Raw genomic sequence first — 16900 nt, forward strand, 5'->3', positions numbered from 1 at the left:
ATTTGCATGTATCAGTTAACGAGAAATCAGGAACATTTTTGGTTGCAGCATAATATTAATTCTCATAATGCTGCCTTACATATTCCTTTGTTATATAAGTTCCACTTTGTTAATGTAGCAGCTTTAAAATTTGCTATTTCTCAGTTATCAAAAAAACACGTTTTGTTGCGTACTAAATTTACCCATATAAAAGGCCAGCCTTTTCAATATTCCCATGAGAATGTTCAGTTAGATGATATCTTACAGATAGAGAATTTTAATGGTGACGCTCCTTCAGATTTTGAGTATAATGAAGCGCTACCGTTTGTGCATCGTCCGTTTAATTTAAACACAGAATTGGCATGGCGGGTTAAATTGCATAGGTATAAAAATGTATCATACTTATCTCTGGTATTTCATCATATTCTAATCGACTTACATTCCAAAAGGATCTTTTGCAGGGATTTAGAAGAGTACTACAATTCCTTTCCTGCACAAAAAAAATCTGAAGAATATGCATCTACTGGCTTATCCAATGATTATTTTAACTATTGTGAATGGCAGAGTGAATGGCTTATCTCTTCAAATGCAAACCAACAAAGGATAATATGGCAGAAAGAACTAAAGGGAAATTTGAACCCGATAAAACTTCCAGCAGACAAAGTACACAACTATCCTAAAATTTTTATCAAAGGCAAAAGGTTCTTTTTTGAAATTGATCCTAATACTTCTGATGGAATAAATTCTTATTCTGCTGAAAATGCTTTAAAACCATTCGTAGTATTTATGGCTGCCTATGCCATAACACTCCATAAATTTTCGGGTCAACAAAAGATATATGTAGGTGTACCTTTTACAAACCGGAGAAAACAGGAATATGCAGATACCTTTGGCTGTTTCATTAATATCCTTCCTGTTTCTGTCTCCATTGACAAAGAAACAACGGTTTCAGACCTTATAAATCAAATCAGGGGCTCACTGTTACGTATTCATCGCATACAGGAACTTCCCTTTTTAGAATTACATGAAACAAAGCAGGATAATAACGATGGTAATATTTTTGATGTAGGATTTACCTTCGAAGATAAAGTTCCTCTTACATTAGGCAATCAACATTCCGATCAGATAGTGCTTAACCGGGATGGTGCTCAAATGGAACTTTTTATGACGATGTGGCGTAACGAAAGGACCTATGGCGGATTTTGGGAATTCAATGAGTCAAACTACTCTGTTGAAACCATTAAGACTCTAAACGAAACTATAGCAATTATTTGTCAGAATTTAAGTTTTATTGAAAATAAAAAAATATCATCTCTTTCATTGATCCCGGATTCAGGCAAAAGACTTATTGATGAATATAATAATACAAAAGTACCGTTACCAGATCGATTAATAACAGAATATATTACTGATCATAAAAATGCACTTCCACAGAAAACAGCCATAATATGTGGGGAAAAGAAAATTAATTATCAGGAACTTGAAATCAATGTAAACCAATTGGCTAATTTTTTAACTGCAAAAGATATTGGGGAAAATGACACTATCGGTGTTTGTATGGATCGTTCAGTTGATATGGTGATTTGCATGCTCTCTCTTTTAAAAATAGGAGCCACATTTCTACCTCTTGATCCGGAATTTCCTTCTGACCGCCTAAGCTATATGCTTAATGATTCTGTTACAAAACTGGTATTAACACAAGAACATTTAAAAGACAAGTTTACTGAAAACAACACAACATGCATCTTTTACTCCTCTGCATACAAAGACTTTACAGAACAGAATAAATCGTTTACCCATCCTGTTAGTGACATGCAATCTGGTGCCTATATGTTATATACATCTGGTTCAACGGGTAAACCAAAAGGAGTGAAAATACATCACGAAGCATTTCTGAATTTCCTTTTAAGTATGTCAATAGTTCCTGGTTTTAGGGAAAAGGATGTATTACTGGCAGTCACCACAATATCTTTTGACATTGCTTTCCTTGAACTGTTTTTGCCATTAATAAAAGGTGGATCAGTAGTAATTGCCGAATCAAAGGATGTTTTAAACGGTAAAAAACTAATTGAATTAATCGATAAACATAATGTAACTTGTTTTCAGGCCACACCCGGAAGATGGAATATACTTTTGCAAACTGGTTGGAAAGGTAAAATGAATTTAAAAGCCTTAGTCGGAGGTGAGGTTCTACCGGTACAACTTATTAAGAAATTATTACCTAAGGTTAAGGAATTATGGAATATGTATGGTCCTACTGAGACCACAATATGGTCAACATGCAAAAAGATTGAATCAATTGATTTACCCGTTCTTGTTGGAAAACCAATTGATAATACCTATATAAAAATCCTGTCTGAAGAAAATGTTGAATTACCAGCTGGTTTTATTGGAGAAGTATGCATTGGAGGTATAGGTGTCGCCTTGGGTTACCATAAAAGACTTAATCTGACAAAAGACAAATTTATATCCGATTCATCAGGTAATATAATATATAAAACCGGAGATAGAGGAAGGATACGTTCTGATTTGAACCTTGAACTGTTTGGACGAATAGATAATCAAATTAAAATTCGCGGATACAGGGTTGAGCCCAATGAAATTGAAACCATTATAAATAAAATGGGAGGTGTAGTGGAATCTGTTGTAAAACTTCAAAAAATATCCGATACTGATACACGTCTGGTAGCTTTTATTAATGCAAATTCTGAATTTAATGAAACAAAATCATCAATATTAAACACATTAAGAAAAGAACTTCCAGAATATATGGTTCCATCTTCTTATCATCTGGTAGATGAATTTCCAAGAACACCAAATGGCAAAACCGACAGAAACAAGCTTATAAAAGGACAAAAAGAGTTAAAACTCTTTGATGAAACCACTGATAATACAGGCGATACTTTTTCAAGTATCGAAAAGGTTATTAAACAAATTTGGGGAAAGTATATTGATGTGGAAAAGATGGGACTAAATGATAATTTTTTTGATCTTGGGGGAAGCTCTTTAACCTTATTAGAGGTTGCCAAAGATATTAATGAACTCACTGAATATAAAATTGATATAATCGACTTTTTTACTCACACCACCATCAAATCAATAAGTACATTAATTCAGTCACAGGAAATAAGAGTAAGTAACAATGCCGGAATTAATTTGTCCGAAAACCTAAAAAATCTGGCTAAAAAGCGAAAAGGAAATAATAATGGAACAATATAATGATGGTATAGCTATTATAGGCATGTCATGTAGATTTCCAGGGGCAAATTCTCTGGAAAAATTCTGGGATAATCTTGTTCAGAATAAAGAAGCGATTCATTTTTTTTCTGACGAGGAACTGAAAAATTTTGAATACGATTTTGAAAGAATAAAGGATGAAACAAGCTATGTGCGAGCCAGAGGCATTATTGAAGACATAGATAAATGGGATGCTAATTTTTTCGGCAGGACCCCCTATGATGCCAGGATTTTAGATCCCCAGCACAGATTATGGCTTAGTAATACATGGCACGCCTTTGAGGATGCCGGCATTAATCCTTTTAATTACGAAGGGAAAATAGGCGTTTATGCAGGTTCGGTTGCCAATACCTATTTATTAAATAATGTATTACGTGATCCGGAAAAATATGAACTTTATCTCAGGACAAGAACGCCGGCAATATTTCAAACATATATTGATAATGAGCCCATGTTTCTGGCTACCCGAACAGCCTATTTTTACAATCTCAGGGGGCCTGCCATATCCTTACAAACTGCCTGCTCTACCTCGCTGGTAGCTGTAGCACAGGCCTGTAACAGCCTTTTTTCGCATGAATCAGACGTTTGTGTCGCCGGAGGTGTTACCGTTACTGTACCGCAGGAAACCGGCTATATATATCAGGAGGGAGCGATACAATCTCCGGATGGCCATTGCAGGCCCTTTGATAAAGACAGTAAGGGAACTGTTTTTGCTAATGGTGTCGGCACGGTTGTTTTAAAAAGGCTTGAAGATGCCGTGAAAGATAATGATCGAGTCTATGCCGTATTACGGGGATGGGCAGTTAACAACGATGGACATGCTAAAATTGGGTTTACTGCACCGGGTATTGAAGGCCAACGGGAGGTTATTTCGGCTGCCTATTCGTTTGCCGGAATAAGGGCAGATGAAATTTGTTATATAGAAGCACATGGTACCGCGACCCCCTTAGGTGATCCCATTGAAGTAAAAGCCTTAACCCAGGCTTTCAGCGAGACGACCAGTAAAAAACAGTTTTGCGGAATAGGATCAGTAAAAAGCAACATTGGGCACCTGGATGCGGCCGCAGGTGTTGCAGGGTTGATAAAAGCAGCTTTGTCAGCTTATAACAAGGTTATTCCTGCAACACTGCATTTTAAAGCACCCAATCCCTTACTGAATATAAAAGATACCCCATTTTTTGTAGTCGATAAAAATATAGAGTGGACTGAAAATAAGCCTATGAACATAGGGATCAGCTCCCTTGGCGTAGGTGGAACAAATGCACACGTATTACTTTCAGGTTATCAGATAAAACAAGAAAAACCTGCAGGTAAGAATCATAAACACCCTGCATTATTTGTGTTATCAGCAAAGTCAGAAAAATCGCTGACACAAATGCAAAATAACCTTATCAGTTTTATAGATGCAAATAAGAAGACCGATAAACATCAGATTGCTGCATCACTACAGCTTCGCAGGGCCCATTTCCCGGTCAGGTCGTATATCCTTTCCGGTAAAGAAGCCGGAACAACTTCAGGAAGATTTAAACCGTTTGTTTTTAACGAAGCTGAGAATAAAATAGTATTCCTGTTCCCCGGACAAGGGGCACAATATGCAGGCATGGGAAAAAACATTTATGACACCGAAGATGTCTGCAAACGGGTTATGGATAGCTGTTTTTCCATCTATCAAACCATAACAGGTATTGATATTAAACCAATCATATTTGAGTCCGGTTCCACTGCAAATAATCAGCTACTGGCTGAAACACGATACACCCAACCGGCACTGTTTATCATTGAATATGCCCTGGCACAACTTTATATGCACTTTGGAATAAAGCCCGATTATTGTTTAGGGCACAGTATAGGAGAATACACAGCAGCGTGTGTTGCCGGTGTTTTTGACATGGAAACAGCCTTAAAAATTGTCATTAAACGCGGAGAGCTCATGTTTAGTGCCCCCCGTGGGAACATGATGGCTGTATTTGCCTCCGATAAGGAACTCAGGGCACATGAAAATGGTCTGTTTGAAATCGCAGCCATTAATTCCCCCTCAATGATTACCATATCCTATCAGGGAGAAAATGAAGATAGATTACTGCAAATTTTAGATTCAAATGAATACAAATATGTGCGTCTAAATACCTCCCACGGGTTTCATTCAAAGGCGTTTGAACCGATAATGAAAGAATTTACAGCCTATGTCAACTCGTTTCATTTAAAGAAGCCCCAAAAACCTTTCGTATCCTGCTTAACAGGTGATTTTATTACAGATAAGCAAGCCACCAGCGGTGACTACTGGTCGTCTCAACTCCGAAATTCGGTTCTGTTTTCTAAAGGCATTCAAACATTATCAGGTATAAAAAATCCCTTATTTATAGAGCTTGGCCCCAACACGCACCTGCGTGGACTTGTAATGCAGAATGATGCACTCTTGCAGAAAGATAAAATAATATGTTCTCTTGGAAAATTGAATGAATTAACAGATCAGGAACGGGTTTATCAATCCCTGGGTGAATTGTGGATAAGAGGGATTGAACCCGATTTTACTAAATTTCATAATCCTATGCCGGAACATGTGTCTCTGCCCCTGTATGCCTTCGAAAAAAACAGATACTGGATCGATTTTAAATTGGCAGGCGATGTTCAGATATCAGATGTTAGTTCCTCACATTATAACAATGTGTCTAAACTTGGAGAAGTTATCACTCAAAAGAAAAATGTAAAAGATAGTTTAGAGGCTATTGAAGATGAAGTTCGGGAAATGTGGTGTACTTTGTTTGGCATTAATGATATTAAAAAGGATGATGATTTTTTCAAAATAGGCGGAAGTTCCATACTGGCATTGAATCTGGTGAATGAGATTGAAAAGAAATATAAGTGCACCATGTCGTTTAGAGACTTTTTAAGTGATTATAACTCTGTAAGAAAGATGTCCTTTTTAATTTGGGATCATCAAATGAAAGAGGCAAAACAAACCTCAGAAGCAGGAAAGTTTGATCATTTATACTGTCTTTGTGAAGAAGGAAATAAACCACCCGTTTTTACCATATACTCTCAAAACATTGTTTCCGAAGATAGTTTCCTCAAATCAAATCATCCAATTTATGGTTTTTCCTGGCCTCTTTTGAAAGGAAACAGACTGGAAATGGAATCGGTTGAAGAAATAGCGGAGAAGTATCTGAAGGAAATTAAAATTATCAATCCCACAGGCCCTTTTATTTTAGTTGGATTTTCTTTTGGAGGTTTGGTTGCAATGGAAATAGCATCAATGCTGCAAAAAGAATCTAAACAAGTTGCTTTGCTAATGTTAATTGATTCTACATCTATTTTGGATTTAAGAAGCACTTTAAGCACCCGCTTTAAACAACTTAAAAAACAACAAGGCTTTATATATTCGATTTTTGTCAGTGCTTTTATTAAATTACCCAAAGTTTTGTGGTCCCAATTATTAGCCTTTGGTTTAAGAATTTTTTCAAAAAGAGAATTGGACCCTGAACAGAAACTAACTGGGGAACAAACAAATGAACTTGTTTTACACAATATTTTAAAATTGGCAAGAAAATACAAACCCCAAAAAATTCATGGTGAAATAGTCTTGATTAAAAAGGATGATCCCAAAAGTGATCCATATCTTGGATGGAAAAAATATTGCGATTCCGTCACTGTGCATGAAGTAGAAGGAGATCATATGGAAACAATATTATTGAAAAGAAATAAAGAAAAGATAACAAATATTATTTATGAGTATCTGGATAATAAGCTTGAAGGGGCACACAAGAGACGCTAAAGTCACAAGGTCTGAAAAGACATACAGTCTGATGTAGTAATCGCTGTTCATGAAACGCCATTACGATCCACCAAAGGCGGGAGACCTGTCCCGGTTTATCGGAAAGCAATCTCATATTTAAAAAGAAAACAGCATCCTTAAATGAGATTACTGCGTCGCTAAATGAAAATAGAACACTGTCTGATTTTTACAGCTCCTCGTAATGACGAAAACCTTAACAAAGACTATTGCAATTTACACCAACAACATGACACAATTATCGTTTAAAATTATTATATATGAACCAGTTACAAATTTTCAACATCGTAAGACCTTTAAAAATGAGATTGTACATGCACATTGATGCAATGATATTTCACAAGTTGAGATACTTTGACTTTTAAAGACGACAGGCAAAGTGATTTATCCCGATTCATCGGGAAACATCCTCTGACGATGAAACGTCATTGCGGTCCGCCAAAGGCGGGAGACCTGTTCCGGTTTATCTGGAAGCAATCTCATATTTAAAAAGAAAAACAGCATCCTTAAATGAGATTACTGCGTCGCTAAATGAAAATAGAACACTGTCTGATTTTTACAGCTCCTTGTAATGATGCAAACCTGTTAAAACTGAACTTTGATATTTCGACACTTTGACTTTTTTGACATTTATAAATCAATATTTTCAACTACATTTACAGGAAAGGACCAAAACATAAAATAATGTATAAAAACATCATTTACATACTCTTAATTATAGGCACTCTGGCTTCCTGCGTCACACAAAGAAACGTGGAGTATCTCAAATCTAAAGATGAGCTAAGTGTATATGCTGATCCGGCAACAGATGATTATAAGCTGCAACCCAACGATGAATTGTATATTCAGATTAAAAGTCTGGACGATCCGGCCACCAACATCTTTGAAAAGTCATCCGGACAGAGTAGTGGAGCAATGTCGCCATACAGTGCATCATTAACCTCCTATTTGATTGATAAAAAAGGGTTTGTCCAGCTGCCGGTATTGGGGTATCTTAACGTGGAAAACAAAACCCTGCTGGAAGTTTCTTCCATGCTGGAGGATTCCATGCAATACATTCTGAGCGAGCCAACCGTGATCGTCCGGCTGGTGAATAAATATGTTTCCGTACTGGGTGAGGTTGCAGTACCTGGCTACTACTCGTATTCCGAACAAAAACTGACCATATTTGATGCACTTGGGCTGGCCGGCGATGTTACCGAATATGGCAACCGCAAAAAGGTGATCCTGGTGCGCAATGAGAGCAATGAAAACAAACGCATCGAAGTGGATCTGACCGATCCGGAACTGATGGCCTCAGAATATTATTATCTCAGGCCCAATGACCTTGTGTACGTAAAACCCCTGCGCAAAAAGTTCTGGGGCATGCGGCAGTTCCCATTGGCACAGATTACCTCCATTATATCCACTACCCTGCTTCTGTATTCGGTGTTTGGAGATGGATTTAGTAAATGAAAAATATCTGGACTTACAAGGCGGTATTGAATAAGAGATTACTTCGCTAAGCTCGTAATGTCGAGCTAAATGAAACGTCATTGCGATCCGCCAAAGGCAGGAGACCTGTCCCGGTTTATAGGGAAGCAATCTCAACAACATGGAATTAAAAATCCACAGCAAAATTAATTCGTCACTAAATGACTTAAAAAAGGGCATAACGTAACTCATTCCCGTAAGGACGAAGCCACTAACATACTTGAATATTGACCGGACTTTGACATTTCGACACCTGGAATATTTTAAACTTTTATAACATTTTTAACACTTATGGTCTTTATAACTTCTATTTTTTTACTTTTACCTTTTTACTTTTCAATTTTAATTAAATGACCGGACATACAACCCAAACGCCACCTCCTGAAGGCATCAACTTCGAAAAGATCTTCAAAACGGTCCTGCGGAATCTGTGGCTGTTTATTATTTTTCTTATTCTGGCCTTTGGCCTTGCTTACATGTACATCCGCTACACCATTCCAACCTACAGGGTAGCTGCGTCAGTGCTCATTAAAGATCAATCCAAATCGGCTTCGGGCAGCATGGAAGACCTCTTTGGCGGAAACCTCTTTGGCAATAATCAAAACCTGCAAAACGAATTACTGATCCTCAAGTCCTATCCCATTGTGGAAAAAACCATACAAAACCTGGACCTTGAAGTGCTCTATTATCAGTATAAAAACTACCAGTACCACGATGCATATAAAAGCATGCCGTTCAAAGTCATCTTTTTCAAGGAGCATCCTCAGTTGATTCATACCATATTCAATTTACAGTTTGAGGATGACGGCACCTATGTTTTATCCGCCGAAAAACAGGATGCCCCGGCTTACAATTATCTGACAAACCATGTAACAGGCATGAGACCTGATTATGAGATTGCTTTGAAAGGGCAGGTGGGTGAAATTATGACTACACCCGATTTCCAGTTCCTGGTTGTCATTACCAGTGATGAACAATTATCCTTTCAAAAACAGTATGCCTTTAAACTGACTACAAACGAAGCAACGACAGACTACTATAAAAATGCCCTGCAGTTTAACATGGTCAATCAAAGTGCCACCATTGTTGAAATCAGTCTTGATACCAAGTCGGTTGAGCTGGGCAGGGACATCATCAACGAACTGATCAAAGTCTACTCCGCAGCCAACCTGGAGGAAAAAAACCACATGGCTAATATGACCATTAATTACATTGAAAGCCAGTTGGAGGAAGTGTCAAAATCCCTGAATATGACAGAGGACAGCCTGCAGCAGTTTTTATCTGAAAACCGGCTGATCAATGTGGAGGAACAGGCCACAGGCATGTCGGAACAATTGATGGAACTGCGCAACCAACAGGCAGAACTAATGGCGCAGAAACGGTATTTTAGCTATGTGGCCGATTACCTGAAAGAGAATAATGAGGAGACACAGATTATTGCCCCCGCATCCATGGGCGTGGATGACCCTCTGCTCAACAAACTGATTGTGGACCTCTCCACGGCACAAAGTAACCGCAGCAACCTCATCGAAAATAACCAGGCCAATAATCCCATGGTAAAACGGCTGGCCATACAGATTAACAATCTGAAAAACGTGATCAGGGAAAATATTACTTCGGCCCAGAATTCCAATTCCATTGCCATCAATGAACTGCAAAGCCGTATAAAAGTGGCAGAAGCAGAGATCAGCAAATTACCCAAAACCCGCATGCAACTCGGTGGCATAGAACGCAAGTACCAGGTACACGATGCCATCTATAACTTTCTGCTCCAGAAACATGCCGAAGCCAAAATCACCAAGGCCTCCAATCTGCCGGATAACATGGTGGTTGAACCGGCTAAACTGTCTGGTTACATCAGTCCAAACGTGCGAAAGATCTATCTGATTGCTTTTGTGCTGGGAAGCGGTTTCCCGCTCGGTATTTTGCTGTTGATTATGGCCCTGAAAACCAAAATTGAATCCCGGGAAGACCTGGAGCACATTACCAATGCCCCGATACTGGGCACCATTCTGCATAACCGGAATAAAAAAGAATCCAATATTTTTAAAACCAATCCACAATCCAATATTGCCGAATCGTACCGCACTCTGAGAACAAACCTGAATTTTTACCTGAAAAAGGATGAACCCAAATGCATTCTGATGACCTCATCGGTATCAGGCGAAGGCAAATCCTTTAGTGCTGTCAATATGGCCGGTTCCTATGCCAGCCTCGGCGAAAAAACCATCCTGGTGAACTGCGACATCCGGAAATCCACCCCTTTGCAAAAGGTACGGGATAAAAAAACAGGGCTGAGCACCTATCTGTCCGGTTACAATACAATAGAAGAAATTATACAGGATGGTGAAATGGACAATCTCAGCTACATCCCGGCAGGCAGCATTCCGCCCAACCCCATGGAACTGCTGGCCTCCAGTAAAACAAAAGAGCTGTTTAACTACCTGCAATCCAACTACGACTGTATAATACTCGACACAACGCCCATGGCACAAATTACCGATGCCTATATGCTGATTCCTTATGCGTCCATGTGCATCGTGGTAACGCGCTACAAATTTACCCGGAAAAAGATATTAAGGGTGGTATTGAAAGACCTGAAGCAAAAAGGAATTGACAATGTAGGCCTGATCCTCAACGACAATAAACTGGCGCAGGAACAATATGGCTATGGCTATGGGTATTATGGATCCGATAAAAAGGGGAAAAAACGGAGCTCATGATTGTATATTCGGTTGAAAAAGGCCGGCACCGCCGGCAAATCATGGCACTATTAATTGCGATTTCCGTGATTACCTTTATATCGCAAGTGTCCTGGATACTTCCCGGCGTAGGCTTTGCCTATTACATGGTATTTCTGGCTATTGCCTTAATGCTGATTCCCAACAGTACAGAATACCGCGTACATCCGCTAATGCTGTGGTTCGTTCTTGCAGCTTTGTCCAGCATTCTGTTTAATAACATACCTCCCTTTTTCAGGGCTAAACAGCGTTATGTATCCTTTATTATCATGCTCCTGCTTTTAAGTCCACTTATACAAAGTGTCATGTTAAATTATTACAGGCAACAATTATTTAAAGTACTTAGCCAGACGATTATCATCATGGTGGCCATTTCATTCTTAGGCGTTGTTACAGGTTTAGGGCTTATGAAAAACTGGACCGGTATTATTGGCCTGTTTAGCCATTCCATGATGTTGGGCCCATTGGCGTCTATTGCCATGATATTAGCAGCCTCCAAAGCCTTGCAGGGCAATCATTCTAAAAAGCAACAATACTACATCTATTGGTTCTTAACAGGTGCCAGTTTAATTACTGCTATCGCCGCAGGTTCCCGCTCTGCACTGATGGGTGGAATTGTAGGTTTATTATTTATGATTTTTAAAATTAACCAGAACCGCCTTTCCCGCTTTTTTAAAATCATCATTATTTTAGTGGTGCTTGCCTTTAGCTCCTTTCCACTTTGGGAACAATATACCGAAAAAATGATGTCAAAAATGGAGTCAGCAGAACGCGAAGGCGATTTAACATCATCAAGAGCTGCATTATGGCAAACACGAATATATGAGTTTGATTCATCACCCTTTATTGGTGTAGGTTTTGCGTCCATGAATATTAGACTAACCGGATCATATTTTAATAAAGATAATGGCAATATTGAGCCCGGATCTTCCTGGCTGGCCATCCTATCAATGATGGGACTGGCAGGCTTTATTCCCTTATTACTGCTACTATCATATGCATTGTTTATGCTATATACAGAAAAAAAAGATTTACATGAAGCCGCTCTACATGGTGCACTTTTATTATTCTTTATCGCCCATATGATGGCTGAAGGCTATTTGCATGCTGCGGGCAATGGCTTATTCTTCTACTTCTGGTTGCTAATAGGAAATACAATACAATTAAAAACAAAGGAAGCTTCACACAACTTTGTAAATTTCAGATTAATTAGTGATTTTAGCACTAAGCATTACTCAAGTTCTAAGCCAATGCAAACCTTACTGAAGCAATAGTAAGAGATTGACATGACAAGCCTTAAAACAAAAACAGTAAACGGACTTACATGGAGTGCGATTGACTCCTTCTCCTCCAGTGGCATGCGATTCATAATTGGGGTGATAATCGCCAGAATATTAGCTCCCTCAGATTATGGTCTGATTGGGATGATTGCCATATTTTTGGGGCTATCAGAAGTGTTCATAGGTGCTGGCTTTGGTGTTGCGCTCATTCGTAAAACTGACAGAACCGAAGATGATATCTCTACTGTTTTTTATTTTAATATTGTTGCCAGCATCATTATATATGTTGGTATTTATGTGGCCGCGCCTTCTATTGCAAATTTTTATGATACACCACAATTATTAAAAATTACACGGGTTGTTAGTTTAGGAATTATCATTGGAGCATTTGGAACAATACAAAGAACTTTACTTACTATAAAAATTAATTTTAAAGCACAAACAAAAATCACAATCCTTTCTTTAATTATATCCGGAAGCATCGGGATTACTTTAGCCTATTTAGGCTATGGTGTGTGGGCTCTGGCCTATCAAGGTCTGGCATCAAGCTTTCTCACCACATTTTTTCTCTGGTACTTTTCCAATTGGAAACCAAAATGGGTTTTTTCCCTAAACTCATTTAAAGAACTTTTTGGCTTTAGTTCAAAAATCATGGGAACTGAATTATTAACCTCCATTTTTGAAAATATTTATGAGGTTGTTATCGGTAAATTATACTCTGCCAATGAACTAGGTTTTTACAGCCGTGCGAAAGGACTTGTACGCTTGCCTTCAAGTAGCTTAACAGCAGTAATACAGCGGGTGACCTTTCCCGTTTTAAGCGAGATACAAAACGATCATATTCGACTTGTAAAAAACTATCAGAAGCTCTTAAAGATGCTTGCATTTATTATGTTTCCCCTAATGGTTTTATTGGGAGCTTTAGGTGAACCACTGATTAAGCTCTTACTTACTGAAAAGTGGCTACCGTCTGTAGTTTTATTGCAGGTGCTTTGCTTCAGCTACATGTTCCAACCCTTCAGTTCTATCAATCTTAATCTGTTAGCCGTAAAAGGGAGGTCTGACCTAATTTTAAAACTCGAATTTGTTAGCAAATTTCTTATTGTTATTGTATTGTTTGTTTCTGCTCCCTTTGGCGTATTTGTAATGTGTTTAGGAACATTGATATCAACGATTTTAAGCTTTTTAATTATCACAAACTTTACTGGGAAATATATAGATCTAAGCACTTTTAAACAACTTAAATTATTGGCACCTTGTTTTATGACTGCGGTGCTTGCAGGTGCTGTTGCATTAGTGCCAAGCTTTTTTACAAATAATCCACTTTATCAATTGCTTATAGGCGCAATAATGGGTAGCTTAATCTATCTGGGCATTGCCCGTTTTTTAAAGTTCGAAGAACTTTCCGAGATTTGGAATTTAATTAGCGAAAAAGTTAAACTTTTGAATAAAGATGAGTAAAATTTCTGTTTTCATTCCGGTTTACAATGGTGTGAAATATTTACAACAAACTTTAGAATCAATCTTAAAACAGAGTTTTAAGGAATTTGAAGTTTTATGCATTGACGATGGTTCATCAGATGAAAGTTTAATAATACTAAATGAATTTGCCAGAACAAATGAGAGAATAAAAGTTTTTTCGAAACCCAATGAAGGTTCAGTTCCTTATTCATGGAAATACGTTTTTCCATTTATAAAGTCGGAATACACGTGTTACCTTTCTCAGGATGATATATTTGCGCCAGATTTTCTATCAAAACAATATAACAAGGCCATTGAAACCGATGCAGATGCAGTTGTACCGGTAGTTGAGTACTATTTTGAAAGTAGCCAACAGAATGTTATTAGTAGAGGATTAAATGGAAGGCTGGATGTAGAGCTACCAGGTCGCGATGCGTTTATATATAGTCTGGACTGGCAGATTTCGGGCTTTGCCTTATGGAAAACAGCATTAATAAAACGCATCGGCATTAAAACGGATGCATTTAACAGTGATGAACTGGCACAACGCTTATGGTTTCTGAACTGCAACAAGGTTGTTTTTTCAGATGCACGCTTTTATTACAGACAGGATAATCCGAATGCGATCACGAAATCATTTGGTTACTATCAATATTCAACAGTTAAGACCAATCTTCATTTACTCCATAAAATGAGGGAAATTAAGTTGGAGAAGAAAGTAATTGAAAAGTTTCATCGTAAGTATTTCATTTCGTTATTTTACCTGAAAGCAAAAGCAATTCAAAACCAAAAAAACTACTCAGAAAAACAAAATATCGAACTCAAAAAATTATTTACACAAAACTTTCAGGAATTAAGAAATCTGCCCGTAGATGATATTGGTAGTATTGAAAAAATAAAATTTAGACTACTTTCAACAAATTCTTTTCTGTTTAATCTGGCAGCACAGTTGTTTGCTTTAAAAATAAAACTTACAGCATAATTACCGCAATTCAAATGCATTAAAAACTTTTTGTTTTGACAAGAAAACTAAAAATATTTGTCATTGTAGTTACATACAATGGTAAAAAATGGATTAAGAAGTGTTTGGATTCGATTAACAATTCAACTTATCCATTATCTGCTGTAATAGTAGACAACAATTCAGAAGATGACACCATCGAATATATTGAAAGTAATTTCCTGGATATTGAAATTATTAAAACAGGTGCAAACCAAGGTTTTGGCAAAGCAAATAACATAGGTATAAAATATGCTTTAACCAAGGGTGCCGATTATGTGTATTTACTCAATCAGGATGCATATCTTTTCCCCGATTGTATTCAAAATATGCTCAACGTGCCGGATATTAAATCTTACGGTATTTTAAGTCCGGTGCATTTGAATGGGGACGGAACGAAACTTGATGTACATTTTAAACACTACGTTTCAAGTATAGCGATTCCTGAATATTTGGAGGACTTGGTATTAAAAAGAGAAAAACCGGTTTATGAAGGGAAATACGTAAATGCCGCAGGATGGCTACTTCCCATCGCAACTTTAAATAAGGTAGGCGGCTTTGATCCCTTCTTTTACCACTATGGTGAAGACTTGCATTATTGTCAGCGGGTAAATTATCATGGCTTTAAAATAGGTATTTGCACTCAGGCCTTTATGAATCACGACCGCGAAAACGCCGGAAATGTTGCTTTGTATAAAAAGAACATTGAAAGAAGGTCCTTAATGGAGTACTATTTAAATATTAACCTTTCGAAAAAGCAAATAAACACAGCCCTTAGAAATCGACATGTAAAAAACTGCTTTTTATTTATAAAATCTTTGATAACCCTAAATTTTAGTGAAACTAAAAATTTGCTTGATGCCTACAGGTTTATTTTAACTCATAAAAAGCAAATTAATAAAAACCGTAAAGCCAATAAGCGGCAAGGGAAGCTTTGGTTCTAAATGATTAAAGTATTATGCCAACAATAAATTTATTTCCATTATAATGGTCAGTATAATCATCCCAACTTATAATCGAAGTAATCTTATAATTTCGGCAGTAAACAGTTGTTTGCACCAGACTTATAAAAACATTGAAATTATTATTGTAGATGATGGCTCAAGCGATGATACTGAAAATTTGGTTTCCCAACAGTTAAATAGCACATGGCAAGGGTTTAACATCCGTTATATAAAGCAGGATAATGCAGGCGCAAGTGCTGCCCGTAATCATGGCTTAAAACAGGCAAAGGGGGATTATATTCAATTTCTGGATTCAGATGATCAGTTAATGCACGAAAAATTAGAGCTTCAAATAAAAAAAATACACGAAACCAATGCAGATGGTTGTTCCTGTTATGGATTAATGGGAGAAACCATTCATAAAGGTTTTAAAATTGGTGAAGCATTTGAATCAAAGCTTGATTTACTACATGAATTATGTAGCGGTAGAGTGCATGTAATGCAAACCTCTGCCCCTTTATGGAAAAAGTCAGCTCTGGAAAAGAATGTTAACTGGAATACCCAGCTTGGGTTTGGCGATGATTTGGAATACCATGTGAGAGTTGTCTCTGAAATAAACAAAATGGTTTTTATTCCTGAAACTTTGTTTTTCCTGAGGGTTCATAAGGCCGATCGCTTAAGTGAATTTAAAGGTAATCTAGAGCAAATTGAATCGGGTATAAGAACACAACAATCCATCGTTCGTACCCTTAATGATGCGAACCTTTGGGATAAAGCTTCCCAAAAGGGGATTTTAAAAGCTAGCCGTACACTTTATGCCAATTATTTATCGACTGCAACGAAATTAAAAATGCAGGATTTTGAAAAATGGATGATTAAATGCTCACTTAATCCCCGGATACACCTGGAAATTATTGCACTTATTCTATTTCGTAAATTATTAGGCACGAGGCTGCTCCTAAAAATCTATCAGGCTATAAAATAGGAATTTATAT

9 protein-coding genes are annotated in these 16900 nt (G+C 37.5%); all 9 read left to right on the forward strand.

The window, feature by feature from the left end; genetic code table 11:
- Nucleotides 1-6: 6 nt before the first annotated feature.
- The 9 genes from ACE1EF_RS16280 (at nt 7) to ACE1EF_RS16320 (ending at nt 16890) form a co-directional block, all read left to right on the forward strand.
- Nucleotides 7-3198, forward strand: a complete 3192-nt coding sequence (locus ACE1EF_RS16280) for a non-ribosomal peptide synthetase (RefSeq protein ID WP_375721752.1) — start codon at nt 7-9, stop codon at nt 3196-3198.
- Nucleotides 3185-6988, forward strand: a complete 3804-nt coding sequence (locus ACE1EF_RS16285) for a type I polyketide synthase (protein WP_375721753.1) — start codon at nt 3185-3187, stop codon at nt 6986-6988. Before ACE1EF_RS16280 ends, ACE1EF_RS16285 begins: the two co-directional genes overlap by 14 nt.
- A 702-nt stretch (nt 6989-7690) precedes the next feature.
- A complete protein-coding gene (locus ACE1EF_RS16290) occupies nt 7691-8461 on the forward strand; it encodes a polysaccharide biosynthesis/export family protein (RefSeq protein ID WP_375721754.1) in 771 nt (256 codons plus the stop codon).
- 368 nt (nt 8462-8829) lie between these two features.
- The gene (locus tag ACE1EF_RS16295; protein ID WP_375721755.1) at nt 8830-11202 is read left to right on the forward strand and encodes a GumC family protein; all 2373 of its coding nucleotides are present in this window, start codon (nt 8830-8832) and stop codon (nt 11200-11202) included.
- 41 nt (nt 11203-11243) lie between these two features.
- Entirely contained in the window at nt 11244-12494 is a 1251-nt protein-coding gene (locus ACE1EF_RS16300; RefSeq protein WP_375721756.1) for an O-antigen ligase family protein, read from the forward strand.
- A gap of 12 nt (nt 12495-12506) precedes the next feature.
- Entirely contained in the window at nt 12507-13961 is a 1455-nt protein-coding gene (locus ACE1EF_RS16305) for a lipopolysaccharide biosynthesis protein (RefSeq protein WP_375721757.1), read from the forward strand.
- Complete coding sequence (locus ACE1EF_RS16310) at nt 13954-14943, forward strand: glycosyltransferase family 2 protein (protein ID WP_375721758.1); 990 nt, start codon at nt 13954-13956, stop codon at nt 14941-14943. The genes ACE1EF_RS16305 and ACE1EF_RS16310 overlap by 8 nt, the downstream gene beginning before the upstream one ends.
- A gap of 35 nt (nt 14944-14978) precedes the next feature.
- On the forward strand, nt 14979-15905 hold the full coding sequence (locus tag ACE1EF_RS16315; RefSeq protein ID WP_375721759.1) for a glycosyltransferase family 2 protein: 927 nt from the start codon (nt 14979-14981) through the stop codon (nt 15903-15905).
- Between the two features lie 43 nt (nt 15906-15948).
- Nucleotides 15949-16890: a glycosyltransferase family 2 protein gene (locus tag ACE1EF_RS16320; protein WP_375721760.1), complete on the forward strand. Its 942-nt coding sequence runs from the start codon at nt 15949-15951 to the stop codon at nt 16888-16890.
- Nucleotides 16891-16900: the final 10 nt, after the last annotated feature.

The organism is Quyinboa sediminis (genome assembly GCF_042219855.1).
Taxonomy (GTDB): domain Bacteria; phylum Bacteroidota; class Bacteroidia; order Bacteroidales; family UBA5342; genus JBHJHP01.

Excerpts from the sequence above, each read along its gene's own strand:
- ACE1EF_RS16295 (WP_375721755.1), top strand. The coding sequence starts at position 8,830 with ATGACCGGACATACAACCCAAACGCCACCTCCTGAAGGCATCAACTTC.
- ACE1EF_RS16320 (WP_375721760.1), top strand. The coding sequence starts at position 15,949 with ATGGTCAGTATAATCATCCCAACTTATAATCGAAGTAATCTTATAATT.
- ACE1EF_RS16300 (WP_375721756.1), top strand. The coding sequence starts at position 11,244 with ATGGCACTATTAATTGCGATTTCCGTGATTACCTTTATATCGCAAGTG.
- ACE1EF_RS16285 (WP_375721753.1), top strand. The coding sequence starts at position 3,185 with ATGGAACAATATAATGATGGTATAGCTATTATAGGCATGTCATGTAGA.
- ACE1EF_RS16310 (WP_375721758.1), top strand. The coding sequence starts at position 13,954 with ATGAGTAAAATTTCTGTTTTCATTCCGGTTTACAATGGTGTGAAATAT.
- ACE1EF_RS16290 (WP_375721754.1), top strand. The coding sequence starts at position 7,691 with ATGTATAAAAACATCATTTACATACTCTTAATTATAGGCACTCTGGCT.
- ACE1EF_RS16280 (WP_375721752.1), top strand. The coding sequence starts at position 7 with ATGTATCAGTTAACGAGAAATCAGGAACATTTTTGGTTGCAGCATAAT.
- ACE1EF_RS16305 (WP_375721757.1), top strand. The coding sequence starts at position 12,507 with ATGACAAGCCTTAAAACAAAAACAGTAAACGGACTTACATGGAGTGCG.